This is a genomic window from Janthinobacterium sp. GMG1 (genome assembly GCF_034427795.1).
GTDB lineage: Bacteria > Pseudomonadota > Gammaproteobacteria > Burkholderiales > Burkholderiaceae_D > Janthinobacterium.
In genome coordinates this window covers 1-15520 of record NZ_JAXQNT010000012.1, presented here as the reverse complement: position 1 = coordinate 15520, position 15520 = coordinate 1, and the positions used below count along the sequence as shown (strand labels likewise).

Annotated in this window: 13 protein-coding genes; 4 read left to right on the top strand and 9 right to left on the bottom strand. The window is 63.7% G+C overall.

All coding sequences use genetic code 11. The features are described 5' to 3' along the window. Positions 1–3 precede the first annotated feature (3 nt). The 4 genes from SJI03_RS24575 to SJI03_RS24560 all read left to right on the top strand — a co-directional run bounded on the left by SJI03_RS24575 (position 4) and on the right by SJI03_RS24560 (position 4550). Complete coding sequence (locus SJI03_RS24575) at positions 4–342, top strand: CzcE family metal-binding protein (RefSeq protein WP_322428941.1); 339 nt, start codon at positions 4–6, stop codon at positions 340–342. 130 nt (positions 343–472) lie between these two features. Continuing rightward, positions 473–973, top strand: coding sequence for a sigma-70 family RNA polymerase sigma factor (locus tag SJI03_RS24570; RefSeq protein ID WP_322428940.1), 501 nt, complete (start codon positions 473–475; stop codon positions 971–973). Continuing rightward, positions 970–1992, top strand: a complete 1023-nt coding sequence (locus SJI03_RS24565) for a FecR family protein (protein WP_322428939.1) — start codon at positions 970–972, stop codon at positions 1990–1992. Before SJI03_RS24570 ends, SJI03_RS24565 begins: the two co-directional genes overlap by 4 nt. Positions 1993–2084: 92 nt before the next feature. Continuing rightward, positions 2085–4550 carry a TonB-dependent siderophore receptor gene (locus SJI03_RS24560; protein WP_322428938.1) on the top strand — a complete coding sequence of 822 codons (2466 nt, stop codon included), beginning with the start codon at positions 2085–2087 and terminating at the stop codon, positions 4548–4550. Positions 4551–4616: 66 nt separating this feature from the next. On the opposite strand, the gene ahpF is transcribed toward SJI03_RS24560, so the two are convergent. The 9 genes from ahpF to SJI03_RS24515 all read right to left on the bottom strand — a co-directional run bounded on the left by ahpF (position 4617) and on the right by SJI03_RS24515 (position 15516). Then, a complete protein-coding gene (ahpF, locus tag SJI03_RS24555; RefSeq protein WP_322428937.1) occupies positions 4617–6212 on the bottom strand; it encodes an alkyl hydroperoxide reductase subunit F in 1596 nt (531 codons plus the stop codon). Between the two features lie 98 nt (positions 6213–6310). Continuing rightward, entirely contained in the window at positions 6311–6874 is a 564-nt protein-coding gene (gene ahpC / locus SJI03_RS24550; protein WP_099379243.1) for an alkyl hydroperoxide reductase subunit C, read from the bottom strand. 187 nt (positions 6875–7061) lie between these two features. After that, entirely contained in the window at positions 7062–7466 is a 405-nt protein-coding gene (locus SJI03_RS24545) for a DUF3597 domain-containing protein (RefSeq protein WP_322428936.1), read from the bottom strand. 169 nt (positions 7467–7635) lie between these two features. Next, complete coding sequence (locus SJI03_RS24540) at positions 7636–10485, bottom strand: EAL domain-containing protein (RefSeq protein ID WP_322428935.1); 2850 nt, start codon at positions 10483–10485, stop codon at positions 7636–7638. Between the two features lie 132 nt (positions 10486–10617). Continuing rightward, on the bottom strand, positions 10618–11010 hold the full coding sequence (rbsD, locus tag SJI03_RS24535; RefSeq protein ID WP_035823039.1) for a D-ribose pyranase: 393 nt from the start codon (positions 11008–11010) through the stop codon (positions 10618–10620). Positions 11011–11014: 4 nt separating this feature from the next. Then, positions 11015–11923, bottom strand: coding sequence for a ribokinase (rbsK, locus tag SJI03_RS24530; protein WP_322428934.1), 909 nt, complete (start codon positions 11921–11923; stop codon positions 11015–11017). Next, positions 11920–12978, bottom strand: a complete 1059-nt coding sequence (locus SJI03_RS24525) for a LacI family DNA-binding transcriptional regulator (RefSeq protein WP_322428933.1) — start codon at positions 12976–12978, stop codon at positions 11920–11922. Before SJI03_RS24525 ends, rbsK begins: the two co-directional genes overlap by 4 nt. A gap of 9 nt (positions 12979–12987) precedes the next feature. Beyond that, complete coding sequence (locus tag SJI03_RS24520; RefSeq protein ID WP_099379238.1) at positions 12988–13959, bottom strand: ABC transporter permease; 972 nt, start codon at positions 13957–13959, stop codon at positions 12988–12990. A gap of 18 nt (positions 13960–13977) precedes the next feature. Beyond that, a complete protein-coding gene (locus SJI03_RS24515; RefSeq protein ID WP_322429007.1) occupies positions 13978–15516 on the bottom strand; it encodes a sugar ABC transporter ATP-binding protein in 1539 nt (512 codons plus the stop codon). Positions 15517–15520: the final 4 nt, after the last annotated feature.

Genomic DNA, 15520 nt, shown 5'->3' with positions numbered 1-15520 from the left:
AGCATGTTGAACACCCACCGCCGCGCCCTGGCCATCCTGTGCGCCGCCTTTGCCACCTCCGCCATCGCTGCCGGCCCCACGGGCACGGCCGCCGACTACGGCAGCAGCGCCCCACGCGCCGCCGCCCAGCGCAGCATCGAGCTGCAGCCCGACACGCGCCACATCAACGTCACGCGCGGCGAAACCGTCACCATCGCGCGCGCCGGCCAGCGTTTTACGTGGCACGTGCAAACTTTCAGCAACAAGACCGTCTTCGCCCTGAGCGACATCGCGCCGAAGGACATGGCCGTCGACGGTATCCAGGTGTATGTGGCCGCCAATCCGCAGTACGCGGGCAGCTGAGCTTCAGCATAAACACCACAGCACGGAAGCGCGGCATCGACAGCGGCGTTGGGGCACTGCTACAATGAGAATCGTTATCATTTACGGCAAGTTAGCAACGCCGTCCTGCCCTTCCTGCCGACTGTCTCCCGTGGTTGCACGTTATTACCGAGAACTGCTGAATTTTTGCCTGCGCAGCCTGAAGGATCGGGCGGCCGCCGCTGACGTGGTACAGGAAAGTTATGCCCGCTTCCTCAGCATGCAGCGCGCGGGGCAAGCCATCGCCGAGCCACGCGCCCTGCTGCACCAGACGGCGCGCCGCCTGCTGATCGATGGCCACCGCCGCCGCGCCGTGCGCGACCATGACGAGCTCGACATCTTGCTGGAAACGCAGCAGCCTTGCGCGCCCGCGCATGCGCAGCCGGAAGAAATCTATGCCTATGAAGAATATGCCACGACCATCGCCCGCGCCATCGAAGCCTTGCCACCGCGCTGCCGCGAAGCATTCATCCTGAACCGTTTCGATGGCCTGTCGCACCAGCAAGTGGCGGACCAGATGGGCATTTCGCGCAATATGGTGGCGCAGCACATCATGCGCGGCGTGCTCGCCTGCAAGGCCGTGGAAGAGCGCATGCAGGAGACGCAGCCATGAGACCATCGGATCGCCACGACAGCGCCGCCTTCCTCGCGCAACAGCCCGCGCTGGACGTGCAGGCCGCCGACTGGCTGGTGCGCCGCCAGGATGGCCTCGATGATCGCGAGGAAGCGGCCTTCCAGCAATGGCTGGCCGCCAGCGCGGCGCATGCAGCTGCCTACGGACAACTGACCCGCGCATGGTATGGCCTCGATGCATTGCCGGACGCCACCATCGCCCGCCTGCGTCCCGTACCCGCCAGCAAGGCGGCGCCATCGCCGCCCCGCCTTGCCTGGCTGATGCAACTGTGCCAGCCCATGCGCCTGGCTGGCGCCGCCGTCGTTTGCGCCGTGCTGGCGGGCTGGCAATACTGGCTGCATCAGCCCGTCTACAGCGCCAGCTTTGCCAGCGCGCGCGGCGAACAATTGACCGTGGAATTGCCCGACGGCAGTACCTTGCGCCTGGACACGGCCACGCGCGCCGACGTCACCCTGTACCGCCAGCGCCGCGAAGTGCGCCTGCCGGAAGGCCAGGCCCTGTTGACGGTCGCGCCCGACAAGACCCGCCCGTTCGAGGTGCTGGCCGGCCCCGTGCGCGTCACCGTACTGGGCACGCGCTTTAGCGTGCGCCATACGCATAGCGGCCTGTACGGCGATGGCGCCAATGTGCAAGTGGAACATGGCATCGTGCGCGTGGCGGGCAACGGCGCACCGCTGGTGCTGACGGCGGGCCAGGCCGTGCGTAGCGATGCGGCGGGCAAGCTGGGAGCGTTGACGAATGCCACGCCCGAGGATGCCCTGCTGTGGCGCGAAGGCCGTGCGCATTTCAACAACACGCCACTGCGTGTAGCCCTGGCCGAGTTCGAACGCTACGGCCCGACGCACTTGCGCCTGGGCGATGCGGCCGTGGGCGAACTGCGCCTGAACGGCAGTTTCAAACTGCGCGAAGTGGCATCCTTCCGCCGCGCCCTGCCGCAAGTGCTGCCCCTGCGCTTGCACGAAGAAGGCGGCAGCACCGTCATCACGGCCGCGCCGTAAATTTTTTTGCGATTGACCTCAACTGTTTGGCAGTTCGTGCGTCTTCATTGGTAATGATTCGTATTTATATTTACTTTTGGAGAAGAGCCCCGATGTCTTGCCCGCGTACCGTTTCCCCGTTCCACCTCGCTCCCCTCACCCTGGCCATCGCCCTGGCCGCCATCGGCGCCACGCCCTCGCTGCACGCCCAGGCCTTGACCACGGAATCCGTCGTCACGGTGGCCGTGCCGGCGCAGGCGCTGGGCACGGCCTTGAATACCCTGGCGCGCCAGGCGGGATTGCAACTGATGGTGCACCCTGACCTGGTGGCCGGCAAGCAGGCACCCGCAGTCAGCGGGCAATTGTCCCCGCGCCAGGCGCTCGAACGCTTGCTGGCCGGCACGGGCCTGGTGGCGCAAGTGGAAGGTAACGACGTGATCATCCGCGCGGGGAGCATTGCCGCACCGGAAAAGACCATGGCGCCCGTCACCGTCAGCGCGGCGCAGGAACGTGACGGCACCACGGAAGGCAGCGCCTCTTACACCACGGCGTCGATGCAGACGGCCACGCGCCTGCCCCTGTCGATCCGCGAAACGCCTCAGTCCGTCAGCGTCGTCACGCGCCAGCAGATGGACGAGCAAAACATCGTGCAGCAGGAAGACCTCGTCAAGCGCACCACGGGCCTGACCTTCGTGCAATACGGTCCGTCCGGCAGCGATACCAACGGCTTCTTTGCGCGCGGCGCCAGCGTGCAAAACATGCAGGTCGACGGGGTGGCGCGGCTGTTTACGGATTACGTGGGCATCTTCCAGACGAATGACATGGTGATCTATGACCGCGCCGAAGTGGTGCGCGGCGCCACCGGCCTGATGAACGGCATCGGCACGCCAGGCGCCACCATCAACCTGGTACGCAAGCGTCCCACGGCCACGCCGCAAGCGAGCCTCAAGCTGACGGGCGGCACCTGGGATTACCGCCGCGGCGAAGCCGATATTGCCGGCCCTGTCAACGAGGCACGCACGGTGCGCGCGCGTCTGGTGGCGGCCGTGCAGGAAAACCAGTCGCAAGTCGACTATGAAAAGGAAAAGCGCAAAGTGCTCTATGGCATCGTCGAGGCGGACCTGGCGCCGAATACGCTGGCCACCCTCGGTTTTGCCTGGCAAGACTACAACGCCACAGGCGTGGGTCGCTCGGGCCGCCCCTTCTTTTACACGGACGGCACGCGCACGCACTGGCGCCGCTCCGATTCCTCGGGCGCGCGCTGGGCGTCCACCGACCGCGAAAACCGCAGTTACTTTGCCAGCCTGGAACACCAGTTCGGCAACGGCTGGCGCGCCAAGGCCACGCTGACGCGCGACAGCAGCGACTACACGGAAGTGCCGGGTTGGACCGATGAATTCGGCATCGACAAGGTCACCGGCACAGGCGTGGGGCTGTGGTCGGCCCTGTGGGCAGGCGAACCTGTGCAAGATACGCTGGACATCTATGCGAATGGCCCCGTCGACCTGTTCGGCCGCCGCCATGAACTGGTGCTGGGCGCCACCAGTTCGCGCACGCGCAACGATACGCAAGGCCACGGCCGCTGGTCCTTCCCCGGCTGGAGCAAGGTCATCGAGAATATTTTCACCTGGGATGGCAATACGCCCGTGAAACCGGACAATCCGCCCAACAGCAACATCCATTCCACCGAGCGCACCAACAGCGTCTACGCCACGGCGCGCATCAAGGCGACCGACAGCCTGGCGCTGGTGCTCGGTTCGCGCGTCACCAGCTGGAAGCGTGCGCAATCGGAAACGCCGTACGACAGCAAGGTCACGGACCGTAGCAGCCGCCAGGAAACGGGCGAATTCACGCCCTACGCCGGCATCGTCTACGACGTGAGCCGCGACTGGTCCGTGTATGGCAGCTACACGAATATCTTCCAGCCGCAAAACAACAAGGGCGCCGATGGCAGCTACCTCGATCCCCTGCTGGGCAACAGCTACGAAGCGGGCGTGAAAGGCGCACTGCTGGACAACCGCCTCAACGTCACGGCCGCCCTGTACAAGACCAAGCAAGACAATTTTGCCGTGTCGATCCCCGGCGCGTTTGCGCCGGACGGTTCGCAAGCCTACCGCGCCGCCACGGGCACAACCAGCCGCGGCCTGGAACTGGAAGTGGCGGGCCAGCTGGCCACCAACTGGCAAGGCATGGCCGGCTTTGCGCGCAACATGAGCGCCGACTCCGACGGCAAGCAACTCAATACGGAAGTGCCGCAAAGCACCTTCAAAGTCTTCACCAGCTATCGCTTGCCAGAGCTGGGCGGCGCCGGCGCGGGCGGCCTGAACGTGGGCGGCGGCGTGCGCTGGCAAAACCATACGCGCTCCGACATGTCCTACCTGGCCTTGCCGGGCGCCCCCATCATCCGCCAGGGCAGCTATGTGCTGGCCGATGCCATGCTGCAATACGCGTTCAGCAAAACCGTCAGCGTGTCCGTGAATGTGAATAACCTGTTCGACAAGCATTACCAGGTCAATTCGAACTCCTCGTACTACGGCGAGGGGCGCAATGTGCGCGTGGGGCTGGCATTCAAGATGTAAGGCGTCAGGCGTAAAAAAACCGGAAGGGCCTCGCGGCCGTTCCGGTTTTTTGATACAGCTCAATACTTATGCCGTCAGCGCTTCTTTCGCTGCCGACTCTTCCACCACTTCCTCGTCGTCCGAGCGGATCAGATGGTCAAAGGCGGACAGGGCTGCCTTCGCACCTTCGCCGGTGGCGATGATGATCTGCTTGTACGGCACCGTGGTGACGTCGCCGGCCGCAAACACGCCGGGGATCGAGGTCTGGCCGCGGGCATCCACTTCGATTTCGCCGTGGCGCGACAACGCTACCGTGCCTTTGAGCCATTCCGTGTTCGGCACCAGGCCGATTTGCACGAAGACGCCTTCCAGCTCGACCTTCTTCGACTCGCCGCTGACCCGGTCCGTGTAGCTCAAGCCATTGACGATCTTGCCGTCGCCGTGGATTTCGGTCGTTTGCGCCGACGTAATCACCGTCACGTTGGGCAGGCTGTGCAGCTTGCGTTGCAACACCGCATCGGCACGCAGCTCCGCGCCGAACTCGATCAGGGTCACGTGTTTCACGAGACCGGCCAGGTCGATCGCCGCTTCCACACCCGAATTGCCGCCGCCGATCACGGCTACGCGCTTGCCCTTGAACAAAGGACCATCGCAGTGCGGGCAGTAGGCAACACCGTGGTTGCGGTATTCCTTTTCGCCCGGCACGTTGATTTCGCGCCAGCGGGCACCGGTGGCCAGGATGACGGTCTTGGCTTTCAAGATGGCGCCATTCGCCGTTTCAATCTGCACCAACTTGCCCGGCGTCAATTTCGCGGCGCGCTGGGTGTTCATGATGTCGACTTCGTATTCCTTGACGTGCTGTTCCAGCGCCATGGCGAACTTCGGACCATCCGTTTCCTTGACGGAAATAAAATTCTCGATGGCAAGGGTGTCGAGCACCTGGCCGCCGAAACGCTCGGCCAGGACGCCCGTCTTGATGCCTTTGCGGGCCGCGTAGATGGCCGCTGCCGCGCCGGCTGGGCCGCCGCCGACGATCAGCACGTCAAACACGTCTTTCTTGTTCAACGCTTCGGCCTGGCGAGCGCCGGCGTTGGTGTCGAGCTTGGCGAGGATTTCCTCGACATTCGTGCGTCCCTGGCCAAAGTGTTCACCATTGAGGAACATCATCGGCACGGCCATGATCTGGCGTTCTTCCACTTCTTTCGGGAACACGCCGCCATCGATGGTGGTGACCTTGATGCGCGGGTTGATCACGGCCATGGCATTCAAGGCCTGCACCACTTCCGGGCAGTTATGGCAGGAGAGCGAAATAAACGTTTCAAATTCGTAATCGCCGTCGAGGTTGCGGATCTGCTCGATCACGGCATCGTCGAACTTGATGGTGTGGCCGCCCACTTGCAGCAGCGCCAGCACCAGCGAGGTAAATTCGTGGCCCAGCGGCACACCAGCGAAACGCACGCCGATGTCCGAGCCGGTACGGTTGATGCTGAACGACGGGGCGCGTACGCCAGCGTCAAGGCGCTCGACCAGCGTGATCTTGTCGCTCAACAGGACTATCTCCTGGAGCAATTCCTTCATCTCGCGGGCTTTTGCGCTGTCATCGAGAGAAGCGACCAGCTCAAGCGGATACACCACTTTTTCCAGGTAGGATTTCAGTTGGGTTTTGAGGGTTGCATCTAACATGATTTTTTCTTCCTTTACAAATATTTAGGCGAATGCCGGGCCGGACGCCCGGTCCGGCATCGCGGTAACTACTTGTTTGCTACGTGCTGCATCGAGACTTAGATCTTGCCGACCAGGTCCAGCGATGGGGTCAGGGTTGCTGCGCCTTCCGTCCATTTGGCTGGGCAAACTTCGCCTGGGTGAGCGGCAACGTATTGAGCTGCCTTAACTTTGCGCAACAGTTCCGATGCGTCACGGCCGATGCCGTTGTCATGCACTTCCAGAACTTTGATGAAGCCGTCTGGATTGATGACGAAGGTACCGCGCAGTGCCATGCCTTCTTCTTCGATCATGACTTCGAAATTGCGCGACAGGGTACCGGTTGGGTCGCCGATCAGTGCGTATTGCACTTTCTTGATCGCGTCCGAGGTGTCGTGCCATGCTTTGTGCGCGAAGTGCGAATCGGTCGAGATGCCGTAGACATCGACGCCCAGCTTCTGGAATTCAGCGTGGTGATCGGCCAGATCTTCCAGTTCGGTTGGGCAAACGAAGGTGAAGTCGGCTGGGTAGAAGACGAATACCGACCACTTGCCTTTCAGCGACGCTTCCGTCACGTCGACGAATTTGCCATTGTGGTATGCGGTTGCCTTGAATGGTTTAACTTGGGTATTGATCAGCGACATTTCATTTCCTCTCGTGTGGTGAATCAGTAAGACTCTAGTGTAAGGGGTTTTAACCCATATTCGAAATTGATTGTCACAATAGTTTCAATTAGTTTTAGCTATCACGACATCATGGGAACTCCATGATAGGCAGTTCCCACGCGATTGGATAGCGGTGACAGTGGATACCCCTGCCGCCGCCAGGTGTTTAATTTTTCAGTTCTTCCGGTACCTTGCCGCCGTTTTCCGCCAGCTTGATCATCACCTGGCGATGCAGCCAGATATTCATGCTGGCCGAATCGTTGGTGTCGCCCGTGAAATGCAGCTCTTGCGCCAGTTCCTTGCGCGACGCCAGGCTGCTGTCGAGTTGAAGCAATTTCATCAGGTCGACGATGGACGTGCGCCAATTGAGTTTTTCCGCGTTCTTGCTGGCCAGGTCGACCAGCACCACTTCCACGTCCACCACGGGCACGGCAGCCGCTGGCGCAGCAGGTGCAGGTGCGGCCGCCGGTGCTGCGGCAGGTGCTGTCGTGGCGGCGGCCGGCGTGGCTGCCGGGGCAGCGTCGGACGAATGGTGGAAGATCTTGTTGTAGATATTGCTGAAAATGCCCATGAGGTCACCTCGAGTTGAGTGAATGGAAGAAATATTGCCTGCGCACCCCGTTAGCTACCGGTGACAGCAAAGCCGGGCGCAGGCGCCAGCCCGTCGAGTATAAGCCCGTTCAAGCCGGGAGCCCCGTCCCGCAGGCCTGGATGAAATCTGGTGGCGGACGATGCCTGTTTCAAGGGTGCAAGGGCCGCTGCGCGTGCAGCAGCGCATCGAACGCTACGATGGCCAGCGGCGGCGCAAACAGCTCGCCTTGCGCAAAATCGCAGCCGATCTCCAGCAGCAGCGCGCGCTGCTCTTCGGTCTCCACCCCTTCGGCGATGACTTGCAATCCCAGCTTGTGGGCCATGGTGACGATGGCTTCACACAGCACCAGCTCGCTGCTGCCGGGTGCCAGCTTGCGCACCAGCACGCCATCGAGCTTCAGGTAATCGATGCCGCACTGCTGCAGCTGCGTCAGCGAGGCATGGCCGCTGCCGAAGTCGTCCAGGGCGATCTGCAAGCCCGCTTCGCGCAAGTGCTGCAGGCGTGGCGCCATGCTATTGCCACCTGGCAAAAGTACATCTTCGCGCATGTCGAGCACGATGGCCGAGGCCGGCACATCGAGCGCCATCAGCTGACGCAGCCAGGTGCCGGGCGCCTCCACTTCGCGCTGCAGTTCCAGCGGCGACTGGTTCAGGCATAGTTGCAGCCCCGGCAATCCAATGACCTGGCCCTGCGCGCGCCAGCGCAGCAGTTGCGCGGCCGCCGTGCACAGCACCCAGTCGCCGATCTCCACGATCAGGCCGCTGCTTTCGGCCAGCGCCAGGAAATCCGGCGGGCATACCACACCCCGCTGCGGATGGTGCCAGCGCAGCAAGGCTTCCGCCTTGGCAAGTTTGCCGCTGTGCAGCTCGACGATGGGCTGGTAATACAGTTGCATCTGCTGCTCGCGCAAGGCCGTGCGCAAGTCCGCCCCCAGGCGCATGCGGTTGACGGCCGCCACCTGCATGGCGGGCGTAAAGTAGCTGTAGCGGTTGCGCCCCGCCCCTTTCGACACATACATTGCCTGGTCCGCATGCTTGAGCAAGTCCTCGATCGTGCCCGCGTCGTCCGGATACAGGGTGATGCCGATCGAGGCGGAAACAAAGGCCTGCTCCTGCCCCAGCAGGAACGGCGCCAGCAAGCCGTCGAGTATCTGCCGCGCGATGCGGTCGACTTGCTGCAAATCATCGAGGTCGGACAGGATCACCGTGAATTCATCGCCGCCCAGGCGCGCCACCGTATCCGTCTCGCGCACGCCCACGCGGATGCGCCGCGCCGCCTCGATCAGCAGGATATCGCCCTGGTGGTGGCCGAGGGTATCGTTGACCTCCTTGAAATGGTCGAGATCGATAAAGAGGATGGCCACGCGGCTCGTATCGCGCCGGCCCTGGGCCAAGGCCTGGCGCAAGCGTTCGTGGAACATGCGCCGGTTCGGCAATTGCGTCAGGGTATCGAAATTGGCTTGCTGCCAGATCAGCGCTTCCGTTTGCCGCTTGTCCGTCACGTCTTCCAGCATGCACAAGTGGTGCGGACCGCCATGGCGCGCCGTGGCGATGGCCGTCACCGACGCGTCGACCCACACCACGCCGCCATCGGGCCGCACGATGCGCTTGGCGTGGCGAAAGCCGTGCAAGCTGCGCGCCAGCAACTGCGCCACCTGTTCCAGCTCACCGGGCACATCGTCGGGATGGCTGATCTCCATCCAGCTCGTTTGCTTCATGTGTTCCAGGCTGCGCCCGCTGATGGCCAGGTAGCGTGGATTGATGTCGAGAAACTGTCCGCTCACGGTATCGATCAGGGCGATGCCCATGGGCGCTTCCTCGAACATGGTGCGGAAGCGCAATTCCCCCTGGCGGATGGTTTCCTCCGTGCGGCGGCGCTCGCGTGCCAGATTGTTGAAGTGAAAGGCGGCCGAGACGGCCAGCAGACTGCCCGCCAGGCCCAGCGACAGATACAGCCAGCCCAGGTCGGCGCCCGGCACGGGGCGGTACAAAAAACCCTTGTAGGCGCGGCTGTCCGTGGCATTGCGCGGCAGCACGCCCATGCTGGCATAGGTATCGGCGATGTGCTGCCAGCGCTGGGGATTCATGTAGCCAAGCTCCACCAGCACGGGCTGCAGCAGCAATTCCATCTGCTGCGCCTCGTACAGCAGGTGCGCGCGGTCGTGGCGCTGGCTGTACTTGGCAAGGATCACGCGCGCCATTTCCTCGCGATGCGCCATCGCATATTGCCAGCCACGCAGGCTGGCCGCACGGAACGCTTTGACGCGTTCGGGATGACGGCGCAGTTCGTGCTCGCTGGTAAACAGGTTGTCACCGTAGAAATCGATGCCGGCCGTGCGCGGCGTAAATTGGTAATAGGAAAAGCCTGCCCGGTCCAGGTAGTCCGGTTCGTTGGTGGAGTACGCGGCAATCGCATCGACCTTGCCATTGATCAAATCCTCGATCCGGTAGCTGGGCGGCAAGTGGCGCATCTGCTGCGGCGCGACGCCCATTTTCGCCAGGAACAGCGACACTTCATCGGCGGCAAGGGCCACATCGCCGGCCGCACCGATCATCACGGACGCGCCCACCAGCTTGCGCACGTCGGGCGCGCCGCCCTGCTGGCGCATCAGCAGCACGCTGGGCGAATGCTGGAACACGACGGCCAGCACCACCAGGGGCTTGCCCGCCAGCCGGCTGAGCAACAAGGTGCTGTTGCCCACGCCATACTCGGCCTGGCCCGCCAGCACGGCCGCCTCGGCCAACTGCCCGCCACCGCCTTCGACCAGTTTGACGTCCAGCCCCGCCTCGCGGTAATAGCCTTGCTCGATGGCCGCGTAATAGCCGGCAAACTGGAACTGGTGCGTGAAATTGAGCTGCAGGGAGACGGGTTCCAGCGCCCGCGCAGGCGTAGCCAGGCACAGCAGCAGGCAGAAGAAGAAGAGGCAGCGCCAGCCGTGCGCCAGCCTGCCGGCGAGCGGCAAGACAAAGCGGAAAGCGTCGGGGGCTTTCATCGGCATGGCGGAACACCAGGAAGCTGCCGAGCTGGCAGGGGTAAGGCTATTGTAGCCGCCCCTTTTGCCAATGGATAATTATTTCAGTGAGGACAATAGCGTTGATGTTTTTGGCAAACAAATTCACCATTGTTTGCGTTAAAACACGACGCCGGCCACCAAAATGATGTTGGCGTACGGACTGCACTCGCCCGTGCGCACGATGGCGCGCGCGCCCTTGCTCAATTGCTTGAACTCCTCGTGCGTTACCTGGCGCGCATCGGGCAAGGCCAGGGCCGCCACCTGCGCCGCCATGGCCGGATTGTGCTGCGGCAACTCGCTGGCGAGCAAATGGTATTCCACCTGCATCTCGCTCAATACCGTGTTGACGGTATCGATGAAGCCGGGGATGCCGCGCGTCAGGGCCAGGTCGATCAGGGGCACGCCCGGTTGCGACGGCAAGCCCGCGTCGCCAATGACGAGCATGTCGCCATGGCCGAGCGAAGCGATCAGTTGCGACAGCGCAATATTAAGCAGCGGTGATTTTTTCATGGTCTCAGAACAACTCGTGCAAGTGGGGGATCGAGGTTTGCGCGCCGGGCTTGGTGACGCTCCAGGCGGCAGCGCGCTGGCCTTGCTGGATCGCTTCCGCCTCGTCCATGCCGGACGCCAGGCCCGCCACAAAACCGCCGATAAAGGTATCGCCGGCGGCCGTCGTGTCGACGGCTTGCACCACTTCGGCCGGGAACGTGTAATCGCCGCCATACAGGGCCGCATGCACGCCCTTGGAACCCAAGGTGATGATGACGTTGTCGCTGCCCAGCTTTTGCAGCGCGGCGGCCAGCGCCTTGGCATCCGCGCCCTCCGGGCTGACGCCGGCCAGCATGGCCGCTTCGATTTCATTCGGAATCAGGTAGTCGACCAGTTCCAGCACGCCGTCCGGCAAGCTGGCCGCCGGGGCCGGGTTCAGCACCACGGTCTTGCCCAGCGAACGGGCCAGTTTGATCGCATGCACGACGGTGGCCATCGGCGTTTCCAGCTGCAGCACGACGATGTCCGCCTGTTCGATCAAACCTTGCGCTGCGTCAATGTGCGCGGGGCTGAGCAGATCGTTGGCGCCGCCGGCGATCACGATGCTGTTCTGGCCATTGTCGTCGACCAGGATCGAGGCGATGCCCGAGGCCACGCCCGGCAAGGTGGTGATGTGGCTGTCGATGATGCCGTCGCCCACCAGCGCCGCGCGCAAGGTCGCGCCAAACGCGTCGTCGCCCACGCAGCCAACCATGGCCACTTGCTGGGCGCCCGCCACATTGCCGCTCAGGCGTGCGCAAGCCACGGCCTGGTTGGCGCCCTTGCCCCCAGGAATTGTACGGAAAGCGCCGCCCGTCAGGGTTTCGCCGGGGAGGGGCATGCGCGGTACGCGCAAGACCAGGTCCATATTGATGCTGCCGATAACCACGATCATGATGTCATTCCCATCAGTTCAGTTGCAGGTGAAGAAGTAGGTGCGGAAGAAGGTAGCGTGGCGGCCACGCTGGAGCCGCGCACGTGCAGCTCGGGTGCGATGCTGCGCTGCTGGCGCGGCAAGGCGGGGTCGGCGATGCGCGCCAGCAGGCAGGCGGCCGTGATGTGGCCCAGCTCGCGCGTGTTTTGCGCCACGCTGGTCAAGGCCGGATGCACGAAGCTGGCCAGGTCGATATCGTCGAAGCCGACGACAGCCAGGTCCACGGGCACGGCAATGCCGCGCTCGGCGGCGGCGCGCAGGGCGCCAAAGGCCATCAAGTCATTGCAGCAGAACAAGGCGTCGGGGCGCTGGCCTGGCGGCAGCGCCAGCAAGTCCAGCGCGGCCGCATAGCCGCCCGCGCTGGTAAAGTCCGCGTGGCGGCACAGGGCGTCGGCCAGGGCCACGTCCGCCTCCGCCATGGCGCTGCGCACGCCGGCTATGCGGTCGTTGGAAATGCTCACTTCGCGGGGACCGGCGATGCAGGCGAGGCGCCGGCGTCCCAGGCCCAGCAAATGGCGCGCGGCCAGGACGCCGCCGGCGCGGTTATCGACGGCCACGGCATCGATGGACAGGTCGCTGGGCGCGCGGTCGAGCAGCACGGCCGGCACCTTCATCTTGCGCAGCAGTTCGCCATCGCTGTCGGCCAGCGCGGACAGGATCAATCCGTCGCAGCGCTTGGTCAAGAGCACGTTCAGGTAGTCGCGCTGCTTGACGGGGTCGTCATCGGAATTGCACAGGATCACGCTGTAGCCGGCCGCGTAGCAACTGTCCTCGATGCCGCGCGCCACTTCCGAGAAATACGGGTTCGTATTGTTGGGAATGATCAGGCCGATGGTGCCCGTGCTGCGGCTGCGCAGGGAGCGCGCCAGCGCGCTGGGCACGTAATGCAATTGCTCCGCCGCCGCCAGCACGGCGCGGCGCGCCTCGTCGCTGACGGGACGGGTATTGTTGAGGACGTGCGACACGGTGGTAAACGACACCCCCGCCGCCTGCGCCACTTGTTTGATGGTTGCCATGGGCGGCTATTATGAACGCTCGCCGCGGCGGCGGTAGGTGTCGAGCACGACGGCGGCGACGATCACCAGGCCCGTGACGATGCGTTTCACGGGTTCCGACACGCCCACTTGCGCCAGGCCCGCTTCCAGCACGGAAATGATCAGCACGCCAATGAACGTGCTGATGACGGAACCGCGTCCGCCCATCAGGCTCGTACCGCCGATCACGACGGCGGCGATCACTTGCAATTCCATGCCCACGCCGCCGTTCGGGTCGGCCGCTTCCAGGCGCGACACCTGGAACAAGGCGCCCACGCCGGCGAGAAAGCCCATCAAGGCAAACACCAGTACTTTTGACGGTTTTGTGTTGATGCCGGACAAACGCACGGCTTCTTCATTCGTGCCGATGCCGATCCAGTGACGGCCCAGCACCGTGCGCGTAAGCACCAGGTGGCCGATGACGACGATGGCGATCGAGGCGATGAAAGCGGGCGACAGGCCAAACGCGATCGGCGAGCTGATGCCGTCAACGGCGCTGCCGATGTATTCCGTGCGCGAGTTCGTCACTTGATACGCGAGGCCCCGTGCCATTTCCAGCACGCCCAGGGAGACGATGAACGAGGGTATGCGCCAGCCGACGGAAATCAGGCCCGTGGTGGCGCCGCACAGGGCGGCAACGAACATGCCCAGCAGGGCCGCGCTCCACACGGGCCAGCCCCAGTGCACGACGGCCAGCGACAGCACGGACGCGGCCAGCGCCATGACGGAACCGACGGACAAGTCGATGCCGCCGATGATCAGGACAAACGTCATGCCGACAGCCATCACGACGAGGGTCGGGATATTGTTCGACAGGGTGCTCAAGGTGGCCAGGGTGAAAAAGTTTTCGCTGGCGAATGAGAACAGCACGCACATGGCGACCAGGGCGCCGATCAGGCCCGCATAGTTTTTCAAGTCGGCAAGGCTGCGCTGCAGATACGAAGGAGAGGAATTGGTGGTCATGGGAATCTTTCCGGCGGATCAGGCCGCAGCTGGAGTGGAAGTGGGGGTCAAATAGCCGGAGAAGGCAGCCGACAGCAGCGCGTCCTGGCTCCAGGCGCCGCGCTCGAAGGTGTCGACGATGCTGCCGGCGCTCATGACGGCGATGCGGTCGCAGATCAGCATCAGTTCGCGCAAGTCGCTCGAGACAATGACGAGGCCCTTGCCCTGGCGCGCCTGTTCGGCCAGCACCTGATAAATATCAAACTTGGCGCCGATATCGATGCCGCGCGTGGGCTCGTCGAACAGCATGACGGGGCAGTCGCGATACAGCCAGCGGGCGATCACCACCTTTTGCTGGTTACCGCCGGACAATTCGGCCACCGTTTGCGCGCTGTTGCGCGAACGGATGCCGAGGCGTTGGATGTAATCGTCGGCCACCGATGCTTCGGCCGCATCGTTGAGCCAGCCTGCGCCACTGACGGTGTCGAGCGACGCGAGGGTCGTGTTGACGGCGATGGACTGGCGCAATAATAAACCTTGACCCTTGCGGTCTTCCGTGATCATGGCGATGCCGGCTTTCACTGCCGCCTGCGGCGAGTGCAAGGCGGCGGGCACCTCGCTGTCGCCGAGGAACACGTCACCGGCATCGGCACGGTCGGCGCCGAAGATCAGGCGCAGCAATTCCGTGCGGCCCGAGCCGATCAGGCCGGCGATGCCGAGGATTTCACCGGCGCGCAAGTCGAACGAGGTCGGGTTGACGACCTTGCCGCGCGTCAGGCCGCGCACGCGCAACAGCGGTGCGCCGATGCTGCGGCCGCTCAGGTCGACGGCGTCGTCGGCCGAACGGCCCACCATCAGGCTGACCAGGTCGGCGGCGGAATGGCCCGCGATATCGTCATCGCACACGAGCTGGCCATCGCGCAGCACGGCGATGCGGTCGGCCACGCGCTTGAGTTCTTCCAGGCGGTGCGAAATATAGATGATGCACACGCCGTCGGCTTTCAGGCGTTCGATTTGCAGGAACAGCAATTCCACTTCGCGGTGCGTCAGCATGGCTGTCGGCTCATCTAACACCAGCAGGCGGCAGGCGCCGATCAGATTGCGCGCGATCTCGATCATTTGCTGGTGCCCGATGCCCAGTTCGCCGACCAAAGTCCACGGGTCGAGGCCGCCCAGGCCGACTTTCTCCATCTGTTCGCGCGCGTCGCGCTCGAGGCGCGTACGGTCGATGAAACCGAAATGCTGCGGCAAATTCTTCAGGTACAGGTTTTCCGCGATCGACAGGGTGGGAATCAGATTGAGTTCCTGCATCACCATGCGGATGCCCAGCGCCTCGGCGGCGCCGCGCGAGGCGGGCTGGTAAGGCTTGCCGTCGAGCAGCATCGTGCCCGTGGTAGCTTGCTCCAGGCCGCAGATGATCTTCGACAGGGTGCTCTTGCCCGCGCCGTTCTCGCCCGTCAGCGCCAGCACCTGGCCAGGGGCGAGGCGCAGGCCCACGCCACCGAGGACGGGGCCGACATAGGACTTGCCGATGTTATCGAGCGTTAACAGGGGAATGGCGGCTGGCGCCGGTGGAATGTCG

Bases quoted from the DNA above. Each gene is read 5' to 3' on its own strand.
- SJI03_RS24575 (WP_322428941.1), top strand. From the start codon at position 4: ATGTTGAACACCCACCGCCGCGCCCTGGCCATCCTGTGCGCCGCCTTT.
- SJI03_RS24565 (WP_322428939.1), top strand. From the start codon at position 970: ATGAGACCATCGGATCGCCACGACAGCGCCGCCTTCCTCGCGCAACAG.
- SJI03_RS24560 (WP_322428938.1), top strand. From the start codon at position 2,085: ATGTCTTGCCCGCGTACCGTTTCCCCGTTCCACCTCGCTCCCCTCACC.
- ahpF (WP_322428937.1), bottom strand. From the start codon at position 6,212: ATGTTAGATGCAACCCTCAAAACCCAACTGAAATCCTACCTGGAAAAA.
- ahpC (WP_099379243.1), bottom strand. From the start codon at position 6,874: ATGTCGCTGATCAATACCCAAGTTAAACCATTCAAGGCAACCGCATAC.
- SJI03_RS24545 (WP_322428936.1), bottom strand. From the start codon at position 7,466: ATGGGCATTTTCAGCAATATCTACAACAAGATCTTCCACCATTCGTCC.
- SJI03_RS24540 (WP_322428935.1), bottom strand. From the start codon at position 10,485: ATGCCGATGAAAGCCCCCGACGCTTTCCGCTTTGTCTTGCCGCTCGCC.
- rbsD (WP_035823039.1), bottom strand. From the start codon at position 11,010: ATGAAAAAATCACCGCTGCTTAATATTGCGCTGTCGCAACTGATCGCT.
- rbsK (WP_322428934.1), bottom strand. From the start codon at position 11,923: ATGATCGTGGTTATCGGCAGCATCAATATGGACCTGGTCTTGCGCGTA.
- SJI03_RS24525 (WP_322428933.1), bottom strand. From the start codon at position 12,978: ATGGCAACCATCAAACAAGTGGCGCAGGCGGCGGGGGTGTCGTTTACC.
- SJI03_RS24520 (WP_099379238.1), bottom strand. From the start codon at position 13,959: ATGACCACCAATTCCTCTCCTTCGTATCTGCAGCGCAGCCTTGCCGAC.